Origin of the sequence: Ensifer sp. 2TAB8 (assembly GCF_052115125.1) — a bacterium.
Classification (GTDB): domain Bacteria; phylum Pseudomonadota; class Alphaproteobacteria; order Rhizobiales; family Rhizobiaceae; genus Ensifer.
Map to the genome: position 1 here is coordinate 1 of NZ_JBFRGB010000047.1, position 22092 is coordinate 22092.

Annotated in this window: 20 protein-coding genes and 1 pseudogene; 18 read left to right on the plus strand and 3 right to left on the minus strand. The window is 62.1% G+C overall.

What is annotated here, in order from left to right:
- The first annotated feature begins 63 nt into the window (after positions 1-63).
- The 3 genes from AB4Z53_RS34400 to AB4Z53_RS34410 all read left to right on the plus strand — a co-directional run bounded on the left by AB4Z53_RS34400 (position 64) and on the right by AB4Z53_RS34410 (position 2341).
- Complete coding sequence (locus AB4Z53_RS34400) at positions 64-210, plus strand: DUF1127 domain-containing protein (protein WP_113536282.1); 147 nt, start codon at positions 64-66, stop codon at positions 208-210.
- Between the two features lie 550 nt (positions 211-760).
- Positions 761-1264 (plus strand): VOC family protein, encoded by a 504-nt coding sequence (locus AB4Z53_RS34405; RefSeq protein ID WP_441599877.1) that lies wholly within the window; start codon positions 761-763, stop codon positions 1262-1264.
- Between the two features lie 90 nt (positions 1265-1354).
- A complete protein-coding gene (locus AB4Z53_RS34410) occupies positions 1355-2341 on the plus strand; it encodes a zinc-binding dehydrogenase (protein ID WP_441599879.1) in 987 nt (328 codons plus the stop codon).
- 63 nt (positions 2342-2404) lie between these two features.
- Here AB4Z53_RS34410 and AB4Z53_RS34415 read toward each other — a convergent pair whose 3' ends face one another.
- Positions 2405-3064, minus strand: a complete 660-nt coding sequence (locus AB4Z53_RS34415) for a TetR family transcriptional regulator (RefSeq protein WP_113539247.1) — start codon at positions 3062-3064, stop codon at positions 2405-2407.
- Between the two features lie 273 nt (positions 3065-3337).
- On the opposite strand from AB4Z53_RS34415, the gene AB4Z53_RS34420 reads away from it, so the two are divergent.
- The 7 genes from AB4Z53_RS34420 to AB4Z53_RS34450 all read left to right on the plus strand — a co-directional run bounded on the left by AB4Z53_RS34420 (position 3338) and on the right by AB4Z53_RS34450 (position 12111).
- A complete protein-coding gene (locus AB4Z53_RS34420; RefSeq protein ID WP_291159649.1) occupies positions 3338-4447 on the plus strand; it encodes a sugar ABC transporter substrate-binding protein in 1110 nt (369 codons plus the stop codon).
- A gap of 77 nt (positions 4448-4524) precedes the next feature.
- Positions 4525-5490, plus strand: coding sequence for an ABC transporter permease (locus AB4Z53_RS34425; protein ID WP_441599881.1), 966 nt, complete (start codon positions 4525-4527; stop codon positions 5488-5490).
- An 8-nt stretch (positions 5491-5498) separates the two neighbouring features.
- Entirely contained in the window at positions 5499-7004 is a 1506-nt protein-coding gene (locus AB4Z53_RS34430; RefSeq protein ID WP_441599883.1) for a sugar ABC transporter ATP-binding protein, read from the plus strand.
- Positions 7005-7011: 7 nt separating this feature from the next.
- Positions 7012-7953, plus strand: a complete 942-nt coding sequence (locus AB4Z53_RS34435; RefSeq protein WP_113539245.1) for an ABC transporter permease — start codon at positions 7012-7014, stop codon at positions 7951-7953.
- A gap of 10 nt (positions 7954-7963) precedes the next feature.
- Positions 7964-8998 (plus strand): alcohol dehydrogenase catalytic domain-containing protein, encoded by a 1035-nt coding sequence (locus tag AB4Z53_RS34440; protein ID WP_162768837.1) that lies wholly within the window; start codon positions 7964-7966, stop codon positions 8996-8998.
- Between the two features lie 21 nt (positions 8999-9019).
- Positions 9020-10516 carry an aldehyde dehydrogenase family protein gene (locus AB4Z53_RS34445; protein ID WP_441599886.1) on the plus strand — a complete coding sequence of 499 codons (1497 nt, stop codon included), beginning with the start codon at positions 9020-9022 and terminating at the stop codon, positions 10514-10516.
- Complete coding sequence (locus AB4Z53_RS34450) at positions 10516-12111, plus strand: GMC family oxidoreductase (RefSeq protein ID WP_441599888.1); 1596 nt, start codon at positions 10516-10518, stop codon at positions 12109-12111. Before AB4Z53_RS34445 ends, AB4Z53_RS34450 begins: the two co-directional genes overlap by 1 nt.
- A 52-nt stretch (positions 12112-12163) precedes the next feature.
- On the opposite strand, the gene AB4Z53_RS34455 is transcribed toward AB4Z53_RS34450, so the two are convergent.
- Entirely contained in the window at positions 12164-12982 is an 819-nt protein-coding gene (locus tag AB4Z53_RS34455) for an aldo/keto reductase (protein ID WP_441599890.1), read from the minus strand.
- A gap of 118 nt (positions 12983-13100) precedes the next feature.
- On the opposite strand from AB4Z53_RS34455, the gene AB4Z53_RS34460 reads away from it, so the two are divergent.
- Genes AB4Z53_RS34460 through AB4Z53_RS34470 form a run of 3 tightly spaced genes read left to right on the plus strand, consistent with a single transcriptional unit; the run spans position 13101 to position 16753 of the window.
- Positions 13101-14672: an acyl CoA:acetate/3-ketoacid CoA transferase gene (locus AB4Z53_RS34460; protein ID WP_441599891.1), complete on the plus strand. Its 1572-nt coding sequence runs from the start codon at positions 13101-13103 to the stop codon at positions 14670-14672.
- Positions 14669-15442, plus strand: coding sequence for an enoyl-CoA hydratase/isomerase family protein (locus AB4Z53_RS34465; RefSeq protein WP_441599893.1), 774 nt, complete (start codon positions 14669-14671; stop codon positions 15440-15442). The genes AB4Z53_RS34460 and AB4Z53_RS34465 overlap by 4 nt, the downstream gene beginning before the upstream one ends.
- A gap of 51 nt (positions 15443-15493) precedes the next feature.
- The gene (locus AB4Z53_RS34470; RefSeq protein ID WP_441599895.1) at positions 15494-16753 is read left to right on the plus strand and encodes a glycerate kinase type-2 family protein; all 1260 of its coding nucleotides are present in this window, start codon (positions 15494-15496) and stop codon (positions 16751-16753) included.
- A gap of 39 nt (positions 16754-16792) precedes the next feature.
- Here the strand turns inward: AB4Z53_RS34470 and AB4Z53_RS34475 are convergent, their stop codons facing one another.
- Entirely contained in the window at positions 16793-17809 is a 1017-nt protein-coding gene (locus AB4Z53_RS34475; protein ID WP_223737131.1) for an aldo/keto reductase, read from the minus strand.
- Positions 17810-17964: 155 nt separating this feature from the next.
- On the opposite strand from AB4Z53_RS34475, the gene AB4Z53_RS34480 reads away from it, so the two are divergent.
- From AB4Z53_RS34480 to AB4Z53_RS34500, 5 genes and pseudogenes are all read left to right on the plus strand, one after another.
- Entirely contained in the window at positions 17965-19107 is a 1143-nt protein-coding gene (locus tag AB4Z53_RS34480) for an acyl-CoA dehydrogenase family protein (protein WP_113539238.1), read from the plus strand.
- Positions 19104-19883 (plus strand): 3-ketoacyl-ACP reductase, encoded by a 780-nt coding sequence (locus tag AB4Z53_RS34485; protein ID WP_441599898.1) that lies wholly within the window; start codon positions 19104-19106, stop codon positions 19881-19883. The genes AB4Z53_RS34480 and AB4Z53_RS34485 overlap by 4 nt, the downstream gene beginning before the upstream one ends.
- 7 nt (positions 19884-19890) lie before the next feature.
- Positions 19891-21039 (plus strand): dihydrodipicolinate synthase family protein, encoded by a 1149-nt coding sequence (locus tag AB4Z53_RS34490; RefSeq protein WP_441599900.1) that lies wholly within the window; start codon positions 19891-19893, stop codon positions 21037-21039.
- Between the two features lie 2 nt (positions 21040-21041).
- Entirely contained in the window at positions 21042-21899 is an 858-nt protein-coding gene (locus AB4Z53_RS34495; protein WP_441599901.1) for a sugar phosphate isomerase/epimerase family protein, read from the plus strand.
- A gap of 32 nt (positions 21900-21931) precedes the next feature.
- Positions 21932-22092, plus strand: a pseudogene (locus AB4Z53_RS34500) (electron transfer flavoprotein subunit beta/FixA family protein); the annotation flags it as partial.

Consider the following 22092-nt stretch of genomic DNA (forward strand, 5'->3'; position numbering starts at 1 on the left):
CGACGAAACGAGGCGCCACGGACTGGCAGCCAGGCTTCGAAAGCCCATTGAAAGGGGGATCAAATGAACATCGCACGCTCCATCAACAACTGGCGCAAGTATCGTCAGACGGTCACCGAGCTGGGCCGCATGTCGAACCGGGAACTCCGTGATCTCGGCATCGAACGTGGTGACATCGACCGCGTCGCACGCACGGCCTTCGCCCGCTAAGGCGACCTTAAAGACTGAATAATTGCCAAGCGCCTGCACCTCCTGCGGGCGCTTTTGCTTTTTGCGGCCATGGCGTTTGGTTGGGGGCGAGGCGAACAGTGCGCACGCTCTGGGCTGCGCCGGGTACGCCCTAAAAATCGTCCAAAAGAAAGCCCCGCCGGGGAGGGCGGGGCAAGGCTCGCACCCAGTTAGCTCACTTGGGCGCGGGGAAGAAACTCCATCAGAAGACTGACACGCGCACATAGCGAAGAACGAAGCATGGTGGGAAGGTCGCTTTGCGCGATTCCGGTACGCTACAGCTAATATATCAATCGCTTAACTGTGGCGTCCGGCTCTATCGGCAAATGACCAATTGGTCGCGCCAAGGCAAGAGCGGCGGTCTTCGGTACTCGGGCCATTAAATAAGCGATCAAGGCCGGAAGGGTCTATTCGTCCCGATGGAGGGACCTACCGCACGGGATCGATTCTTGACTAAGAATAACTAACTAGTTACATAATTAATGGATACACATGTATCACGAATTGGGAGGTTCGAGTGAAGATCTACGGAATGCAGCATGTCGGTTTCACGGTGCCTGATCTCAATGAGGCGGTGGCCTTTTTTGAGACGCTCTTCGGAGCGGTGACGTGCCTCGAAACCGGTAGGGTGGAGGCCGATGACGCGTTCATGGTTCGGCGTCTCGGTGTTCCCGCGGGCAGACGGATAGAGAACATCAAGGTTTTGAGGGTCGGAAACGGCACGAATCTCGAGATATTTCAGTACTCCGGAGAGACGGGAGAGGCGGAGCCGCTGAAGCGCAACAGCCAGCCTGGCGGATTCCACATGGCCTTCGAGGTCGACGATTGCGAAGGCGCAGCGGAGCGGTTGCGCGCCGCCGGCGTCGAAGTACTGGAAGGCCCAACCCTCGTCGAAAGCGGTGCGATGGCCGGACTCACCTGGCTGTATCTCAAAGCGCCCTGGGGACAATTCCTTGAGATCGTCAGCATGCCCGGACCGCTCGGATACGAAAGCGCCGGTGGCCCGCGACAGTGGTCACCCGTCAGCGGCAGTTGAAGACGCGCCCGTAAGTCGCGACACCTGATCCCGAGTTCAGCTCAAAGCAAAGACATGCAACCACTGGCCCAAGGGCCGGAAAGGAGAGCCATGCCCCAAGAAATTCTGATAAGCGCAAAGCAGACCTTTGTGCTTGGCAACTACGAAGACGGTCCACTGCAACCGGGACAGATCCGCGGGCGAACACTTTGCACCCTGATCAGTCAAGGCACGGAGCTTGGCTGGGCCAATGGCGATGCCTTCCCCATCCGACCCGGATATGCGGCCGCGTTCGCGGTGACCGAGATCGCATCGGGCGTCGACGGCGTCAGCGTCGGCGATCGCCGTTTCGCGATGGGGCCGCACCGCAGCACGCAGACCCACGATGTCCGATATACCTTGGCCTTGCCGAATGGGTTGTCGCCGGATCGTGCTGTGCTCGCCCGTCTAATGGGCGTATCGATGACGAGCCTGATGACAACGAAAGCCCGGGCTGGCGACCGAGTCGTCGTTTCGGGGGCTGGTCCTGTTGGCTTCCTTGCTGCGCATCTCTTCAGGATCGGTGGCTATCGGGTGACGGTGGTTGATCCGGACCCGGTAAGACGCGCCCAGATGGTGCGGAGCGGAATTGTGGATTGCCGGGGCTCGGTTGGCGACGTGCCGGATCTTGTCGGAAAAGTCTCTCTCGTCCTCGATTGCTCGGGCCATGAGGGCGCGATCCTCGACGCCTGTCGTCTCGTGCAGAAACGTGGCGAAGTCGTCATGGTCGGCGTTCCCTGGAAGCGGGCGACGGAGATTTTCGCGCACGAGCTCATGCAGGCGGTCTTCTTCAACCTGGTGACGTTGCGTTCGGGCTGGGAATGGGAAGTTCCCCTGCATGGTCGCGACTTTGTTTGGGAGGAGCTCCTCGAAGGGTACAACAATGCTCCGCACAGCGTATTCGGTGGCTTTTCGCGTGCGCTCGACTGGCTCTGCGAAGGACTGATCGATGTTGACGGCTTGGTACGCCACGCGACGCCCGATGATCCGGCGTCGCTCTATGGCGACATCTCGCGGCGCAAGATCAAAGAGCCCTTCATCGTTATCGATTGGCGGTAACGGTTCACACGAGGCTCGCATATAGTCCGGTTGCCGGATATCGAAGTGCCTGGCGCCGAGGCGCTAGGCACATACCAGCCGCATGATGGTATCGACATTGAATTGCAGTCGCTCGTCGATCGCTTCCTTGGCCATGAGGTCGCGTTCGAAGATGATCGATCCGGTGAAGCGGTTGGTCAGGTAGTAGTAGCCGATCGCTGCTATCGTGATGTTCAGCTGAACGGGGTCGATTCCTGGCCGAAAAATCCCCTGTGACGCGCCGCGCTCGAGAATGTCGCCCACCATGTTGACGAACTTACGGCTGGCGACCTTGATGACCTCGGACTTCTTCAGATGCTTGGCGCGATGAAGGTTCTCGCTGTTGACGAGCGTAATGAATTCCGGGTTCTTCAGGTAGTATTCCCAGGTGAACTGGACGAGCTTGGCAAGGGCCGCTTTCGGCTCCAGGTCGTCGAGCTTGAGCTTTTGTTCAGCCGTGCGGATGTCGATATAGGCATCTTCGAGAACGGTCTGGAACAGGCGCTCCTTGCTCTCGAAATAGTGGTAGATCATCCGTTTGTTGGCGCTCGCCTTCTCGGCGATGACGTCGACCCGTGCACCGCCTAAGCCATTCTTCGCGAACTCTTTCTTGGCCGCTTCGAGAATGCGCGCCTTCGTTGCCTCTGCGTCTCTGATGCGTGGCTTTCGGGCTGATTTCTCCGTGTCTTCGTTCGTGATGCTCAAAGCCCTTCCTCCATCGCCCTCGCGCCTGCTGCGCTGCCAGTCATACACGCCGGAGAGTTGATCCGTCAAAGCGGTTCGTCAGATCGGCCGGCGCCTGCACCTATTAAAAGCACTTGACTCGGGGTTTTGTAAAGAAGTAACTAGTTAGTGCGTTAAGTGGGACTGACGAGGCCGGAGGAGGCCAAGGCGACAAGCGTTCGCCGCCCCCTGCGAACCCGCATTTTCGACCCGTGTGGGACGGGGAACGCTCACCGTGGATATGGGAGGATTGGCATGTCGACCTTTATTAAGGATTTTATCGAACGCGAGGCGGTCAGCCGTCGCAACTTCTTGTTTGCCGCCGCCGCCGGCGTCGGCGCCATGGCCGTACCGATGGCGTTCGGTCGCGGCACGGCGCAGGCTGCCTTGACGGATCCGGCGATTGCCTGGAGCTATCGCGACCGGGCGTCTGCCTATTGGAACTCGGTCGTTTCCGGCGGCGAGGCTTTCGTTGAATCGCTCGGCAAGCCGAAGACCGCGCTTGTCAGTCTGATCAACGAGGGGTCGACGGAAAAGTCGCTCGCCGACATCAAGGCGTTTCTCGCCAAGAACAACGGCAATTGCGCGATCGCCTGCGATGCCAACGACAGCCCCAATGCCCGCCCCGTCGTCGAGGCGGTTCAGGCGGCCGGCGCCTACATTTCGACGATCTGGAACAAGACCGACGACCTGCATCCCTGGGATTTCGGCGACAACTACGTCTCCCATATGACCTGGTCGGACGAAAAGCCGGCCGAACAGACGGCGCGCATTCTGTTCGAAGCGATGGGTGGCCAAGGTGGCGTGGTGCATCTTGGTGGCATTGCCGCCAACAATCCGGCGGTCGAACGCCTGAACGGTCTCAAGAATGCGCTCAAGGATTTCCCGAACATCGAATTGCTCGATGCGCAGCCGGCCGACTGGGATACGCAGAAGGGTGCCGCCCTCATGGCATCGTTCCTGACCCGCTATGGCGACAAGATCAAAGGCGTCCACTGTGCCAACGACAACATCGCCTATGGTGTCATCGAGGCGCTGCGCGCCGAAGGCATCGAGGACATGCCGATCGTCTCCTATGACGGCAATCCGGAAGCTGTGCAGATGGTGATGGACGGGAAGCTGTTGGCGACCGTCTTCACCAATCCCCACTGGGGCGGCGGCATCAGCGCGGCGCTCGCCTATCATGCGGCGATCGGCAGCTTCAAGCCCTCCGAGGAGCCGAAGGAACACCGCGAGTTCTACGGTCCGACCATTCTGGTGACGGCCAAGGATGCGGCGGAGTTCAAGGCGAAATATCTCGACTCTGTTCCGGCCTACGACTGGAAGGACTTCTGGGGCCCGTCGAACGGGCAGATCCAGTACTGACCCTCGACCGGCAAGGCGGCAGCCTCGGGGTTGCCGCTTCCTTCCCCTTGTGACCTTCAAAAAGAGGGGTGTCTGACGTGACACGTCGCCTATCGCGCGAAACCTTAATCAAATGGGCGCCGCTCCTGGTGCTGATTGCGCTGGTGATCTTTTTCACCGCGCTCAACCCGACCTTCTTTTCCCTGCGGAACTTCGCCCGCATCGCGATTGCGGCGGCTCCGGCGCTCATGGTTGCCGTCGGCGTTACCTTCATCATCGTCATGGGGTCGATCGACCTCTCCATGGAAGGAACGGTCTCCCTGACTGCGGTCGCCTTCGCTTTCGTCTTTGCCTATTTCGGTGGCTCGCTCGGCCCGTCCGGTTGGATCGCCATTCCGCTGGCCCTGATCCTCGGAGGCCTGATCGGGTTTCTCAATGGCGTGGTTCATGTGAAGCTCAAGATCCCGTCCTTCATGGCGAGCCTTGCCATGGGCTTCGTCGGTACGGGTGCTGCGATCCTGCTCACCGGTGGTGACATCGTGAAGGTGAGCGATCCGACGTTCCGCGGGCTTTTGACCGTGCGCTGGCTCGGTTTCCCGCTGATGGTGTACGTGGCCGGCTTCTTCCTCGTCGTCGCGTGGTTCATTCAGACCCACACGACGCTTGGCCGCAACTTCTACGCCGTTGGCGGCGGCGAGGACCTTGCCCATGCGTCCGGTCTCAACGTCACCCGCGTCCGGGTTACGGGCTTCGCGCTTGCCGGCATCTTCTACGCCATCGCCGCGATCCTCGTGGTCGCGCGTATCGGCCAGGCAGAATCGGTGACCGGCGCAAACTTCATGTTCGTCTCCATCACGTCGGTGGTTGTCGGGGGTGTTGCGCTTTGGGGCGGCATCGGCGGTGTCTGGAATGCGCTCGTCGGCGTGCTGATCGTCAATGTCATCGACAACGGGATGGTCGTTATCGGCCTGCCAGACTTCATCCAGGACGGCATGCTCGGCCTGCTCGTCATTCTTGCCGTCGTGCTTTCGACCGATCGCAAGATGCTTTCCTTCGTCAAGTGAGGCACGCCATGTACGAGCTCAAGGCCGTCGACAAGAAATTCCCGGGCGTACATGCGCTGAAGGCGATCGACTTTCACATCAAGCGCGGCGAGATCGTCGGGCTTGTGGGAGAGAATGGCGCCGGCAAATCCACCCTGATGAAGGTGATCTACGGCGCATACCAGCCGGATGGCGGCAAGGTCCTCATCAACGGAACGCCCGTTCGCTTTTCCAATCCGCGCCAGGCGATGGAGAAGGGCATCGGGATGGTGTTCCAGGAACAGTCCCTGATCCCGAACCTCACCGTCATGGAGAACATCTTCCTCGGTTACGAACGGCAGTTCACCCGCTTCGGTGTCGTCGACTGGAAGGCCATGGCGAAAGCCGCACGCAGGCAGCTTGCCAAAGTGAAACTCGACATCGATCCGGCCACGGTGACGTCGAAGCTCTCCTTCGCCCAGCGCCAGCTCGTCGAACTTGCCAAGGTGCTGACGCTCGAGGAGCGGGTGGAGGGTGATCTCGTCATACTACTCGACGAGCCGACCTCCGTTCTTTCGAAAGAAGAGGTGCAACTGCTTTTCAAGCTGGTCCGGGAACTGGTGACGCGAGCTTCCTTCATCTTCGTTTCGCACCGCATGGACGAAGTGATGGAACTGTCCGACCGCATTTATGTGATGAAGGATGGTGAAGTCGTGGACGTCGTTGACCGCGGTGCCGCCCCGCCCGAGGCCATCCAGCACAAAATGGTCGGCCGCAACGTCGACAAGCAATATTACCGTGAGCACCTGCAGAAGCCCTTCGACACTTCAAAGGTACTCGTCGAGATGGAGGGTGTCGGGCTTCCGGGCCGCATCCAGGATATATCGCTCAAGCTTCATGCCGGCGAAGTGCTTTGTCTTGTTGGCACCGAAGGTTCGGGGCGCGAGGCGATCCTCAGGACGATCTACGGCATGCTGACGCCGACCACAGGTCGACTGAGCATCAAGGGCAAGGATGCGACCGACCTTTCCCCCCGGCAATCGGTTGCTCGCGGCGTCGGCTATGTTCCGCGCGAGCGCAAGATCGAGGGCATCGTCGCCGGGATGAACGTCTATGAGAACATGACTCTCTCGCAGATGAAACACCGCTCGAAGGCCGGCGTGCTGCGCGTCGGGGAAGAGCGGGCGCTTGCCCGCGAATGGATCAAGAAACTGTCGATCAAGGCCCATTCCGAGTTTGCCGATTGCGGCAATCTTTCGGGCGGCAACCAGCAGAAGGTGGTTCTTGCCAAGTGGCGATCGGCCGGCTCCGACATCATGCTGCTCGATCATCCGACGCGCGGTCTCGATATCGGCGCCAAGGAAGATGTCTATGACATGATCCGCGCCATGAGCGCGGCCGGCGTCGGGATCGTGCTCGTTGCCGATACGCTGGAAGAGGCGATTGGCCTCTCGCACACCATCGTTGTCGTCAAGGACGGGCGCATCCAGAAGCAGTTCGCCAGCGAGCCGGGTTCCAAGCTCACGCCCTATGACCTTTTGCACTACATGATCTGAGGGACCAATGGATATTCAGCGCCTCAAACCGCACCTTCCCTGGATAACGCTCCTGGTGCTCGTCGCCATCGTCGGTATCACCGATCCCGGCTTCCTGCGGCCAACGAACCTGCTCGGCATCGCCGGCGATATCGTGCCGCTCTTCATCATGGCGCTAGGGCTCACCTTCGCCATCTACATCGGCGGTATCGATCTGTCGGCTCAGTCGATGGCGAACATGGTGACGGTCATTGCCTCCGTCTACCTCGCGTCGCTCGGCGCATGGGTGGCCGTGCTTTGCGTCGTCGCTGGCTTTCTCCTTGGCACGCTTTCCGGCTTTGTGACCACACGGCTCTACGTGCCGTCCTTCATCTCGACCTTGGCGGTTGGGGGTGTGGCTTTCTCGGTCGCGCAGTGGCTTTCCGGGCAGCGCGCTCTCAATATGGATGCCGCGCAGCGCAACGAAACCTTCGGCTGGATGATCGGTCATACCTGGGGCGTCCCCAACGAACTTCTGATTGCCGCGGGGCTCGTGGCTCTCTGCCTCTTCATCGAGCGGCGCACGACGCTCGGTCGTGTTCTGAAGGCGGTCGGTGCCGGCGAACTGGCCGCCGCCGCTTCCGGCCTCGATGTCGCCCGATACAAGATCCTCGCCTTCGCAATCTCGGGCGCACTTGCTTCGATCGCCGGCCTGCTCTTTGCGGTCAAGCTCTCCGGCGGCGCACCCACGATCGCCAATGGCTTCCTGCTGCCGGCGATCGTTGCCGTCCTGGTCGGTGGCACGCCTTTGACGGGCGGTGTCGGCGGCGTGATGAACACCGTCGTCGGCACCCTGATCGTCGCGGTTATCCGTTCGTCGATGCTATATTTCGAGATTGACGCGACCCGGCAGCAGATCGTCTTCGGCGTCGTGTTGATCATCGCCATTGCGCTGACGATCGATCGCGCCAAGCTGCGCACCGTGAAGTAGGAGAGTGGCGATGACGACCATGCGCGCCGCCGTGCTCACTGCCCCGAAGCGCTTCGAGGTTCGGGAGGTCGCCATGCCGATCGTCGGACCGGACGATGTGCTCGTCCGGGTCGCCCGTACCGGCATCTGCGGCACGGATCTCCATATCTTCAACGGCCACTATGCGGCCGATCGGCTTCCGCTCATTCCCGGCCACGAGTTCTGCGGCACCGTCGCAGAGCGTGGTACCAATGTCCGCCACCTTACGGTCGGAACGCGCGTGGTCGTCGATATCAACATCGGTTGCGGCAACTGCTTCTGGTGCCGCCGCAACGAGGTGCTGAACTGCGCCGAGGTCACGCAGGTCGGAATCGGTCGGGATGGCGCCTTTGCCGAGTATGTCGCCGTTCCTGCAAGGCTGGCGATCCCGATCGATGCCGATATAGCCGACGCGGTGCTTGCGCTTACCGAGCCGGTCGCCTGCGTCGTTCGCGCGGCGCGAAAGGCGAAAGCGACCTTCGGCCAGTCGGTCCTCATTTTCGGTGCGGGGCCGATCGGCAACCTGCATGTGCAGATGATGCGGCTCGTAGGTGCGGCGCCGATCATCGTCGCCGACCTTTCGCCGGAACGTTGCCGGATGGCTGTCGAGGCGGGGGCGGACGCGGCGGTATCCGATCCTGCCGAACTGAGGGCCGTCGTTCAGAGGATGACGGGCGGACGCGGCGCGGATCTGGTGATCGAAAGTGTCGGCAATCGCAAACTCTACCAACAGGCGTTCGACCTAATGCGCCGCGGTGGCCACGTCGCCTTTTTCGGTATCACGCCGCCGGGGGACACTGTGCCTCTCGACAGTCTGCGAACGGTGCTGGAAGAAGGTAGCCTCAAAGGCTCTGTCGCCGGCATGGGGGAGGATATGCACGACGCGCTCACCCTGCTGTCGCATGACCGGTTCCGAACGCAGGATTTCACGAAGGCAAGCTATCCGCTGGAAGCCATCCAGGAGGCTTTCGAAACGATTGGCGAACGGCCCCAGCACTTGAAGACCCAGATCGCCATCGCGGCGTAAACTACGAAGTGGAGGTACCAGATGGACCAGAAGAATACGTTTCTCGCTCCCCCGCCCGCAGCGCGCAGCTTCGGTTTCTTCGTCGACGGGCACTGGAAAGAAGGAGCCGACCACTTCGAACGCAAGTCGCCCGGTCATGGCACGCCGGTCACCCGTACCGTTCGCTGCACGGTCGAGGATCTCAATATGGCTGTCGCCGCGGCGCGCGATGCGTTCGAGGATCGCCGCTGGTCCGGGCTCTCCGGTGCCGCACGCGCCGGCGTTCTCCTGCGGGTCGCCGAAGTCCTGCGACGACGCCGGGATGAGATCGCCTATTGGGAGACACTTGAGAACGGCAAGCCGATCTCCCAGGCGCGTGGCGAGATTGACCATTGCATCGCCTGTTTCGAGGTTGGCGCCGGTGCCGCTCGCCTCCTGCACGGCGACAGCTTCAACTCGCTCGGTGACGACCTCTTCGGCATGGTTCTGCGCGAGCCGATCGGCGTCATCGGCCTGATCACACCCTGGAACTTCCCGTTCCTGATTCTCTGCGAGCGCGTGCCCTTTATCCTGGCGTCCGGCTGCACGATGGTTGTGAAACCGTCCGAAGTTACCTCCGTGACGACGCTCCTTTTGGCGGAAGTTCTGGCCGAGGCCGGCCTGCCTGCCGGCGTCTACAACGTTGTCACCGGTTCCGGCCGCTCGATCGGCCAGGCGCTGGCCGAACACCCTGACGTCGACATGCTCTCATTCACGGGGTCGACGGCGGTGGGCCGCTCCTGTGTCCATGCCGCTGCCGACAGCAACTTCAAGAAGCTTGGCCTGGAACTCGGCGGCAAGAACCCGATCATCGTCTTTGCCGACTCCGACCTTGAGGATGCCGCTGACGGCGCCGCTTTCGGCATCAGCTTCAACACCGGGCAATGCTGCGTTTCGTCGTCGCGCCTGATTGTTGAGCACTCTGTCGCGGCGGAGTTCGAGAAACTGCTTGTCGAGAAGATGAAAAAGATCCGCGTCGGCGACCCGCTCGATGAGGGTACGCAGGTCGGTGCCATCACCACCGAGGCGCAAAATGCCACGATCCTCGACTATATTGCCAAGGGTAAGGCCGCTGGTGCAAAGCTTCTCGCGGGTGGTAACGCGATCGACCTCGGCCATGGCCAGTATATCGCGCCGACGCTCTTCTCCGGCGTTTCGCCCGACATGGCGATCGCACGCGACGAAATCTTCGGGCCGGTTCTGTGCTCGATGCATTTTGACACGGTGGAAGAGGCCATCCAGCTCGCCAACGACACGGTGTACGGCCTTGCTGCGAGTGTGTGGACGAAGAACATCGACAAGGCGCTGACGGTGACGCGGAAGGTGCGCGCTGGCCGCTTCTGGGTCAACACGATCATGGCAGGCGGTCCTGAAATGCCGCTCGGCGGTTTCAAGCAGTCCGGTTGGGGCCGTGAGGCGGGCATGTACGGGGTAGAGGAATATACCCAGGTCAAGTCCGTTCACGTCGAGATCGGCAAGCGTTCGCATTGGATTGCATGATGTCGAAAGGCTATGATTATGTGATCGTCGGCGGCGGCTCGTCCGGTTGCGTTTTGGCGGCGCGGCTCTCCGAAAACCCGTCGGCGCGCGTCTGCCTCATCGAGGCCGGCGGGCGCGACAGCCATCCGCTGATCCACATGCCCGTCGGTTTCGCCAAGATGACCTCCGGTCCTTTGACCTGGGGACTGAAGACCGCGCCCCAGAAATACGCCAACAACCGTGAGATCCTCTACGCTCAGGCAAAAGTGCTCGGCGGTGGCTCCTCGATCAACGCCGAGGTTTTCACGCGCGGGCATCCCGGCGATTATGACCGCTGGGTCGAAGAGGGGGCCGAAGGCTGGGGCTTCAAGGATATTCAGAAGTATTTCCTGCGTTCCGAGGGCAATTCGATCCTCTCCGGCGCCTGGCACGGAACGGACGGTCCGCTCGGTGTCTCGAACATTCCGGAGCCGCAGCGCATGACGCGCGCCTTCGTGCAAAGCTGCCAGGAACGCGGCATACCCTATAATCCCGATTTCAACGGCCCGGTGCAGGAAGGCTCCGGCGTCTACCAGACGACGACGCGGAACAATCGCCGCTGCTCCGCGGCGGTCGGGTACCTCAGGCCGGCCCTGAAGCGCAAGAACCTCACGGTGATCACAGGCGCGCTCGTGCTGCGCGTCGTCTTCGAAGGACGGCGTGCCGTTGGCGTCGACTACCAGGTCGATGGCAAGCGCATGACTGCGCGGGCCGACAGTGAAGTCCTCCTGACCTCGGGTGCGATCGGCACGCCGAAGCTGATGATGCTCTCCGGCGTCGGCCCGGCCGCAGCGCTTCGCAGCCACGGTATCGACGTGATCCAGGATCTGGCCGGTGTCGGCGAAAACCTGCAGGACCATTTCGGCGTCGATATCGTCGCCGAGCTGAAGAGCCACGACAGCCTCGACAAGTACAACAAGCTGCATTGGTCAGCCTGGGCGGGCCTTCAATACATGCTGTTCAACTCCGGTCCGATCACTTCCAACGTCGTGGAGGGCGGGGCATTCTGGTACGGCGACAAGACAAGCCCCTATCCGGATCTGCAGTTCCATTTCCTCGCCGGCGCCGGCGCAGAAGCCGGCGTGCCGAGCGTGCCGAAGGGTTCCTCCGGCATCACGCTCAATTCCTATACGCTACGCCCGAAGTCGCGTGGGACGGTCACTCTTCGCTCGGCGGATCCACGCGATCTTCCGGTCATCGACCCGAACTTCCTCGCAGACCCTGAAGATGTGAAGATCTCGGTCGAAGGCGTGAAGATCAGCCAGGAGATCTTCGCGCAGCCGTCGCTGCAGAAATACATCAAGACGCTGCACTTCCCGAGCCGAGACGTCCGCACGGAAGCGGATTACATCGCCTATACCCGTCAGTACGGCCGCACCTCCTATCATCCGACCTGCACCTGCAAGATGGGGCGTGACGGGATGTCGGTGGTCGATCCGCAATTGCGTGTGCACGGGCTTGACGGCATCCGCATCTGTGACAGTTCCACCATGCCGAGCCTGGTGGGCTCGAACACCAATGCGGCGACGATCATGATTGGGGAAAAGGCCGCGGACATGATCCGCGGCAATGCCTGATCAGCTACGGATCGACAATGAAAAAGGGCGGCTCCAGAGCCGCCCTTTTTCGTCAGTCCCATTCGGGAACCCAGGGCAGTTGCCCTGGCTTGATGATGCGGTATCCCGTGGCCGTCAGCCCGTCGATCCTGCCCATGTCGATCGACGACAGGGTGAAATCCATGATCTCGAAATTCGCACGGATGTTCTCAGGCTTGGTAGACATGGTGTTGAGCGGCACGCCTTTCTGGACAATCCAGCGCAGGGCCACCTGCGCGGCGGATTTGCCGTAGGCCCCGCCGATCTCGGCGAAAAGCCCATGCTTGAAGATCTCGCCACGTGCAATCGATGCGAAGGAAGAGATCGGGATGCCCGTTTCCGCTGCCGCTGCGAGCAACTTATCTTGGTTCAGAAGTGGGTGGAATTCCACTTGGTTGGTGACCAGCGGAACATCGATGATTGCGCGCGCCTGTCGCATCATAGCCGCCGTATAATTGGAAACGCCGATCGCCTTCGCCAGTCCTTTTTCCAGTGCGGATTGAAGCAAGCGTAGGGAGGGCCCGACGTCTCCGTTGGCCGGCGGCCAGTGCAGCAAAAGAACATCGACGCTATCGATCTTCAGCGCCTCAAGGCTTTTCTCGACCGAGAGGATGAACTTTTCTTCCGAGTAATTGTCCGGATGCACCTTCGTGGTGATGCAGAGTTCAGAACGGGGAACACCGCATTCCGCCAGTGCTTCGCCCGTGTCAGCCTCGTTCCCATACATCTGCGCCGTGTCGAAGGCGCGATAACCGACCTCGATCGCGGCCCCGATCGCCCCTCGCAGTTCGTCTCCCTTCAGCGGGTACGTGCCAAAGCCGCGCTGAAAGCTCTTCTGGAAGTAGATGTTCATGCCTCCCCCTTTGGTCGATTGCCGGTCGTCCGAAAATCGCATCTGCCAGCTTGTCTTGTTCGCGATTAACATATAACTAGTTAGTTACTTCAAGCAATGAAAAATGGAGGTTCAGGCGATGAAGAAGGTGAAGAGCGCGCAGGAAGCGGTCCGGCTCATCAAGGACGGCTCCACCATTGCCGTGAATTCTTCTTCGGGCCTGTGCTGCCCCGATGCCGTGTTGAAGGCGCTCGGCGAACGCTTTGACAGCGAAGGTCATCCGCGCGGCCTCACCTCCGTTCATCCGATCGCCGCCGGTGACTTCTTCGGGACGCGCGGCGTCGATCACATCGCCAAGCCCGGAATGCTGGTGAAGATCATCGGCGGCTCCTATCCCTCCGGGCCGAGCAACGCCGAGCCGCCGCTCATCTGGCAGATGATCCTGAAGGAGGAACTCGCCGCCTTTAACGTGCCCTCCGGCATCGTCTTCGACATGCTGCGCGAGGGTGCCGCCAAGCGTCCGGGCGTGTTGACGAAGGTGGGCATGGAGACCTTCGTCGACCCCGAACAGGACGGCTGCGCGATGAACGCCAGCGCGCGCGCCGAACCGATCGTCAAGCGCGTGTCGTTCGAGGGCGAGGACTGGCTGCATTTCCCGGCCATCCGACCGGATGTAGCGATCATCCGGGCGACGACGGCCGACGAGAAGGGCAACCTGACCTTCGAACAGGAGGGAGCGACGCTCGGCGCGATGGAAATGGCACTCGCCGCCCGCAACTCCGGCGGCCTTGTGATCGCGCAGGTCAGGCGCATTGCGGCAAGCGGGACGCTTCGTCCGCACGATGTGCGTGTGCCCGGTATCCTCGTCGATATCATCGTCGAGGCGCCGGATCAGTTGCAAACGACGGCAACACTCTACGACCCGGCGATCTCTGGCGAGCTGTTCCGGCCGCTCGAAACCTTTCGCACGCCGGACCTCGATGTCGGCAAGGTCATCGCTCGCCGGGTGGCGCGGGAGCTTCAGGAAGGCTGGGCTGTCAACATCGGTTTCGGCATTTCCGCGAACGTGCCGCGCATCCTCATCGAGGAAGGGCATCACGGCAAGGTCACCTGGGTGATCGAGCAGGGCGCGGTCGGTGGCGTTCCGCTTCTCGACTTCAAGTTCGGCTGCGCGTCGAACGCCGAGGCCTTCGTCGCTTCGCCACACCAGTTCTGCTATTTCCAGGCGGGCGGGTTTGATTGTTCGCTGCTGTCCTTCCTGGAGATCGACGCCGAGGGCTCGGTCAATGTCAGCCGTCTTGCGGCAACGCCGCACCGCACGGCCGGTGCTGGCGGTTTCGTCGACATCACGTCGCGTGCGAAGAAGATCGTGTTCTCCGGCAATTTCAATGCCGGCGCCAAGATGCGCGTCGAGGATGGCCGGCTGGTCATTGACAAGGAGGGGCGCATCGCCAAGTTCGTGCCGAAGGTCGATCAGGTGAGCTTCTCCGGCAAGCGCGCCCGCGCTCAGGGGCAGGATATCAGCTACGTCACGGAACGTTGCGTCATCCGCCTCGATAGCGAGGGGCTGATTGTCACCGAGGTTGCCCCGGGTCTCGACCTTCAACGGGATGTCCTCGATCAGGCGGCGACGCCCCTTCGGGTTTCGAAGACGCTCAAGAGGATGGATAGTGCGTTGTTTCACCCCGAAGCCATGGGGCTTACGCTGTGAGCGACCCGCGGATTGAACTTGTCGTCAAGGATCGTGTCGCGCGGTTGACGTTGCGTCGGCCGGAGAAGCTGAATGCGATCGATGCGGATATGGTGGATGCGCTTTTACAGGCCTGTCGCACCACCGAGCGTTCCGGCGCGGTCGTGGCCATCCTCTCTGGCGAAGGCGAGAGATCATTTTGTGCTGGTGGTGACATCGACGCATGGAGCAGTCTCGATGCCGATAGGTTCTCCCGTCGCTGGTTGCGCGATGGCCACGATGCCTTCGATGCACTGGCACGGCTCTCCATGCCGCTGATCGCCGTCTTGAATGGCCACGCGCTTGGCGGCGGTTTGGAGCTTGCAGCCTGCGCCGACCTGCGTATCGCAGAGGCGCATGTGAAGATCGGCCAACCGGAGCCGGGGCTCGGCATCATCCCCGGCTGGTCGGGCACGCAGCGTGCGTCGCGGCGCTTCGGAGCGCAGCTGGTGCGGCGCATGGCGCTTTTCGGTGAAGTCTACGGCGCCGAGGAGGCGCTGGCGCTCGGACTGGTCGACAGGGTCGTCGCAACAGGCGAAGGGCAAGCTGCCGCCGATGCTGCTGCCCTACGCGTGCTGCAACGTTCGCCGCGCGCGACGGAACTCACGAAGATGCTGATCAATGCGGCCGAGGGCGAGGAAGGCGAACGCGTCGTCGAGGCGCTCGCAGGCGCGGTGGCGGCAGCGTCGAGCGATCTGACGGAAGGTCTGGCGGCCTATCGCCAGAAGCGTTCGCCCGAGTTCAGAAGATAGAACGGTGCCGTTCGCCAGCTCCGGCGACCCGGCCCATCACGGCGGTGTCTCATGAAACCTGACGACAAGGAATTCCTTGCGGACCTCTTTCGCGCAGCGATCGAGGCTGCGGACCCGGAAAATGCGCTGCGCGCCAATCTCCCGGGTGTGCCGCGCGGGCGTACCGTGGTCATCGGCGCGGGCAAAGGTGCAGCGCAACTTGCCGCCGCTTTCGAAAGGGTTTGGCCGGCCCGGCTCGAAGGAGTTGTCGTGACACGCTATGGCTATGCCGTTCCGTGTGAGCGCATCCGCGTGCTCGAGGCCGCCCACCCTGTGCCCGATGCGGCCGGACTTAAGGCCACCCAGGCGCTTTTCGAGGCCGTGCAGGACCTAACGGAAGACGACCTCGTGGTCGCCTTGATCTGCGGCGGTGGCTCGGCACTGCTGCCATCCCCGCCGGGGGCGCTCACGCTGGAAGACGAGGCGATGTTGAACGAAGCGCTGCTTGTAAGTGGCGCGCCGATCTCGGTCATGAACGCCATCCGCAAACAGGTTTCGGGCATCAAGGGCGGGCGCCTTGCGGCCGCCTGTCATCCGGCAAGGGTCGTGACATTGGTGGTGTCGGATGTGCCGGGCGACGATCCGGCGCAGATTGCCAGCGGACCGACAATTCCAGATGAGACGGACCGCGCGCAGGCGCGTAAACTGGTTAAAGCCTGGGGCATCGCCCTTCCGCCCCGCGTTGCCGCGTGGCTGGAGGACGATGCCGGTCTGGCGCCGTTGCCGAGCGATCCGGTCTTCTCCGGCAACGAGGTGCGGGTGATCGCCTCGGCCAGCCTTTCACTCGAGGCCGCTGCTGCCCGCGCCGCCTCACTTGGTGTCCCCGCGGTCATCCTGTCCGATTCCATCGAAGGTGAAGCTCGTGATGTCGCCCGCGTTCACGCGGCTATTGTCCGGGAAGTCGCAAGGCGCGGCCGTCCGTTCTCACGCCCTACGGTCATTCTCTCGGGTGGAGAAACCACCGTCACGATCAAAGGGGGCGGCAAGGGCGGGCGCAACACGGAGTTTCTGCTATCGCTTGCTCTTGCAGCCGAGGGGGTCGGCTTTGCGGCGATCGCTGCCGACACCGACGGCATTGACGGTTCCGAAGACAATGCCGGCGCCTTTGCCGACGGGCTCAGCATGGAGCGCTTGCGAAAACTGGGATKGGATCCTGCAGCATTGCTGGCCAACAACGATGCCTGGACAGCATTCCACCACCTCGACGAGCTGTTCGTCCCCGGGCCGACCGGAACCAACGTCAACGATTTCAGGGCGGTTCTGATCCGATAGCAGGACCCGCGCCGTTGCCGGCGCGGGTTCGTCGCTGCGTCAGGCTGGAACGGGTGCGTCTTCGCGCAGCAGGCCCTTGTGCTTCAGGTCTGCCCAGAAGTCTGCGGGGATCGGATGCGAGAACCAGGCAAGGTTTTGCTCCAGTTGCTCAAGCGTGCGCGTGCCAGCCATGAAGGATGGGACGGCGGGGTGGGCGACAACGAACTGCAGGGCGGCCGCGGCGAGTGGCACGTTGTGCGTGGCGCAAACGGTTTCGATCTTCGCAACCTTTTCCAGAATCTCGCGCGGCGCAGGCGCATAATTATACTTGGCGCCTTCCTTTGCGCCGGTCGCCAGGATCCCCGAGTTGAAACCGCCGCCCACGACGACGGCGGCGCCGCGCTCCAGGCAGAGCGGCAGGAAGCTATCGAGCGCTTCCTGTTCCAAGAGCGTATAGCGCCCCGCCAGCAGGAAGCAGTCGAAGTCATGGCGCCGTAGCGCTTCATGGCACACCTGCCATTCGTTGACGCCGACGCCGATCGCCGTCACGACCTTTTCTTCCCGCAGCCTTTCCAACGCCCGCCATGCGCCGTCCATCGCCTGCTCGAAAACTTCCGGCTGCTCGCTGCCGCGCGTGAAGACGTCGATGTCGTGAATGAAGCACATGTCCATGCGCTCCAGCCCCAACCGTTGAAGGCTGTCTTCGAAGGCGCGCATCGTACCGTCGTAGCTATAGTCAAAATGCATCGTGAAGGGCGCTGCATTCGTCCACGGGGCAAAATCGATGCTGTCGCGCCGCGCCGGGCGCAGGCGCCTGCCGACTTTGGATGCGAGGACGAAGTCGTCGCGCTTCTTCCAGCGCAGTGCGTGCCCCGTGCGCAACTCGGCAAGGCCGTGGCCATACATCGGCGCTGTATCGAAGAAACGCACGCCGGCCTCCCAGGCACGCGCGAACATCGTTTCCGAGGTCGCCTCGTCGATCTCGCGAAATATGTTGCCGAGCGGTGCGGTTCCGAACCCGAAAGCCGTGACCTCCAGATCCGTTCGCCCGAACTTCCGCTTTTCACCAGGATGCATATTTTCCTCCATAAGTAACCGAATGGTGAATAGTATGCATGCCGCTAAACCGCTGTGCAAGCAGCTTCGTTTCCGTGCCCGGAGTTTTTCGGCTTGACGCCATCCGACTTCGGAATATATGTAACTAGATAGTTACTAGAGATGAGGCGAGGCTGATGTATCTCACCGAAACGCAGGAGCAGGTGCGCGATATGGCGCGTGCCTTTGCCGATGAAATGATCCGCCCGATGGCCGAGGAACTTGATCGCGAGGAGCGCTTCCCGGCGGGGCTTTACGACGAGATGGCAAAGCTTGGCCTTTTCGGCATTGGCGTGCCGGAGGAACTTGGCGGGCCGGGATTCGATACGCTGACCTACGCACTTGTGATGGAGGAACTCAGCCGCGGCTACGCTTCGGTCGCAGACCAGTGCGGACTGATCGAGCTCATCTCGACGTTGCTCGTCCGTCACGGAACGGAAAGCCAGCAGGCGATGCTTCCGGACATCCTCGGTATGCGGACCAAGGTTGCCTATTGCATCACCGAGCCGGAAGCCGGCACCGACGTTTCGGGCATTCGCACCACGGCCGAGCGTGATGGCAACGGCTGGCGGCTCAATGGCGGCAAGATCTGGATCCATAACGCGCCGGTCGCCGACTATGGCTTCGTACTGGCCAGGACCGACAAGGAAGCGGGTAACCGCGGCATGTCGATCTTCATCGTCGATCTGCATGCGGCAGGCGTCGAAAAGGGACCCAAGGAACACAAGATGGGTCAGCGGGCGAGCCAGGTCGGCGCGCTGAACTTCGACGACGTCAAGCTATCGGCCGACGCCCTGCTGGGCACGGAAGGGCGCGGCTTCCACATGATGATGTCGGTGCTCGACAAAGGCCGGGTCGGCATCGCATCGCTCGCGGTCGGTATCGCCCAGGCCGGGCTTGAAGCAGCGTTGGACTATGCAGGCACACGCAAGCAGTTCGGCAAGGCTATCGCCGATTTCCAGGGCGTGCAGTGGCTGCTTGCCGATATGGCCAAGGATATCGAGGCTGCGCGCCTGCTCGTCCACTCCGCCGCCTCCAAGATCGACAGCGGCGCGGATGCCACCAAAGCGTGTTCCATCGCCAAGTGCTTTGCCGGCGATGTCGCCGTGCAGCGCACGGCCGATGCCGTGCAGGTCTTTGGCGGCTCCGGCTACATTCGCGGCTTCGAAGTCGAGCGCCTCTACCGCGATGCCAAGATCACGCAGATCTATGAGGGCACGAACCAGATCCAGCGCATGATCATCGCGCGCGAACTCCTGAAGAAGGGTGCACGGGCATGACCGGCTTGGACCGTCGCCCGGTCGCGCTGGTGACCGGTTCCTCGCGCGGCATCGGGCTTGCGGCCGCGGAAGCCCTGGCGCGGGAGGGATTTGCCGTCGCCATCAACGGAATGCCGGATGATGCGGAGCTGCCGGCAGCCGTCGAGCGTATTGCCGCCCTTGGCGCTCTGGTCATGGCTGCAGCCTTTGACGTCGGCACGATTGCCGGCCACGACGCGGCGCTTGCAGCCATTGAGGCCGAGCTCGGGCCGATCACCACGCTCGTCAACAATGCGGGTGTCGGTGTTCTCAGGCGCGGCGACATGCTTGAGGTGTCGGAGGAGAGCTGGGATCGCTGTTTCGCCGTCAACACCAAAGCGATGTTCTTCCTGAGCCAGGCTTTCGCCCGCCGTCTGCTTGCCCGCAGCAAGGGGCCGCTCTTCCACTCGATCATCAACGTCACCTCGTCGAATGCCGTCGCCGTGGCCGAACAGCGGTCGGAATATTGCGCATCGAAAGCCGCCGCCGCGATGGTTTCGAAGGCGCTCGCCGTCCGGCTCGGACGCGAAGATATCGCTGTCTACGACGTTCAACCGGGCCTGATCGCCACGGAGATGACCGCACCCGTCATCGACGCCTACCGCGAGCGCGCGGAGCAGGGGCTCACGCTCTTTCCGCGCGTCGGAAGGCCCGAGGAAGTCGGCGCCCTGATCGCTTCGCTTGCGACGGGACGACTCCCCTACACCACCGGAATGACGATCCCGGCCGATGCCGGCATGCTCGTCCCGCGCTTTTGAGGTTCCAATGAAAATCGCGCTTCCCGATACCGATGGCCGCCTTTCTGATTATGTCCTGAGCGGCAAACCGATCGCGGCTGCGAGGCTCGGCCGGAACCCGGCCCGCGTCGTCTATTCCGCGGCCCATGTGGTGGCCGACCCGTTCGCGGCCAGTGACCCGTCCGGCCGAGCCGCCGTCGATTGGGAAAAGACGATGGAGTTCCGTCGCTATCTCGCGGGCCTCGGGCTCGGGATCGCCGAGGCGATGGATACGGCCCAACGCGGCATGGGCCTCGACTGGCCGGGCGCGCTCGAACTCATCCGCCGCACACGCGAAGAATTGCCGGACGCGCTTGTTGCCAACGGTTGCGGCACGGACCATCTCGATCTGGCGAAGGTCACCAGCATCGATGACGTTCGAAGAGCTTATCTGGAACAGGTCGAGGCGATCCAGAAAGTGGGCGGGCGCCTCATCCTCATGGCGTCTCGCGCTCTGGTGCGGGTCGCGCAGCGACCGGAAGATTACATCAAGGTCTATTCCGAGGTGCTGGCCGCCTGCGACGCGCCTGTGATCCTGCACTGGCTCGGCGAGATGTTCGATCCGCAGCTCGCCGGCTATTGGGGCAACAGGGATTTCGACCCGGCGATGCAGACCGCACTTGCAGTGATCAACGAGAATGCGGCCAAGGTCGACGGCATAAAAATCTCTCTCCTCGACAAGGAGAAGGAAATCGTCATGCGCCGCCAGCTGCCGGCCGGCGTGAAGATGTATACGGGTGACGATTTCAACTATCCCGAACTCATCGAGGGCGACAGCGAAGGCTTTTCGCACGCCCTGCTCGGCATCTTCGATCCCCTCGCGCCCGCAGCCGCCTATGCGGTGGAGCGACTGGGGGAGGGTGATCGTGCCGGTTTCCGCGCGACGCTCGATCCGACCGTGCCGCTTGCGCGCCTGATCTTCCGCGCACCCACGCAATACTACAAGACCGGCGTCGTCTTCCTCGCCTGGCTGAACGGGTTCCAGGATCATTTCGTGATGCTGAACGGGGCGCAGGCCATGCGGCCGCTGCCCTATTTCATCGAAGTCTTCCGTCTTGCCGATCAATGCGGGCTGTTGCGCAAACCGGAGCTTGCGGTTGAGCGCATGAAGAAGCTGCTTGCCCTTTACGGGGCATGACGATGCGTGACTTCACGACGGACCATTCCGCCCTGGCGCTGAACACCGCCAGCCTGGGTCACAATCTCGAAGGCCACGGTGCGGGGTGGTCACCTGAGCGCATCATCGATGCGTGTGCCGAGCGGGGCTTCGGCTCGGTCGTCTTCTGGCGTCGCGAAATCGGATCGCGGGCGATTGAGATCGGCGAGCGAGTGCGGGCGAGCGGCCTTTCGGTTGCCGGCCTCTGCCGGACGCCTTTTCTCGTCGGCACGGAAGCCTTAGATCGACAAAGGGTCATCGACGAGGCCAAGGCGTCGATCGACATGGCCGCAGGCCTTGGCGCATCCGTGCTGACGATTGTGGTTGGTGGTGTCCATCCGAGCACCAAGGGTACGAGCGAAAGCCTGAAGATCGTCGCCGATCGTGTCGCAGAGATCGCGCCCTATGCAGCCAGCCGCAGGGTCAGACTGGCGCTCGAGCCGCTCAATCCGGTCTATGCGGGAAACCGCTCCTGCCTGACGACGCTGCGCGATGCCGTCGATATCTGTGACGCGGTCGGTGCGGCCAACCTCGGCATTGCCGTCGATGTCTACCATGTGTGGTGGGATAGCGAGATCGCGGCACATCTGCTGCGCGCGGGTGCCGAGCGGATTTTTGGCTATCACTTGTGCGACTGGCTTGCCGACACGCGCGATGTGCTTCTCGACCGGGGCATGATGGGCGACGGCGTCGCCGATCTCAAGGCCCTGCGGCAGAGCGTCGAAGACGCTGGCTATGCCGGCCCCTGCGAGGTCGAGATCTTTTCCGCAAACAACTGGTGGAAGCGCGATCCGGGTGAAGTCCTCGACGTGATGGTCGAGCGCTTCCGCACATTCTGCTGACGATTTGGCTGCTGACGATTTGGGAGGCAAACATGAAGATCCTGGTCACGGTGAAGCGGGTGGTTGACTACAACGTCAAGATCCGCGTGAAGGCAGACGGTTCGGGCGTCGAGCTTGCGAACGTGAAGATGTCGATGAACCCGTTCGACGAAATCTCGGTCGAAGAGGCGCTGCGGCTGAAGGAAGCCGGCAA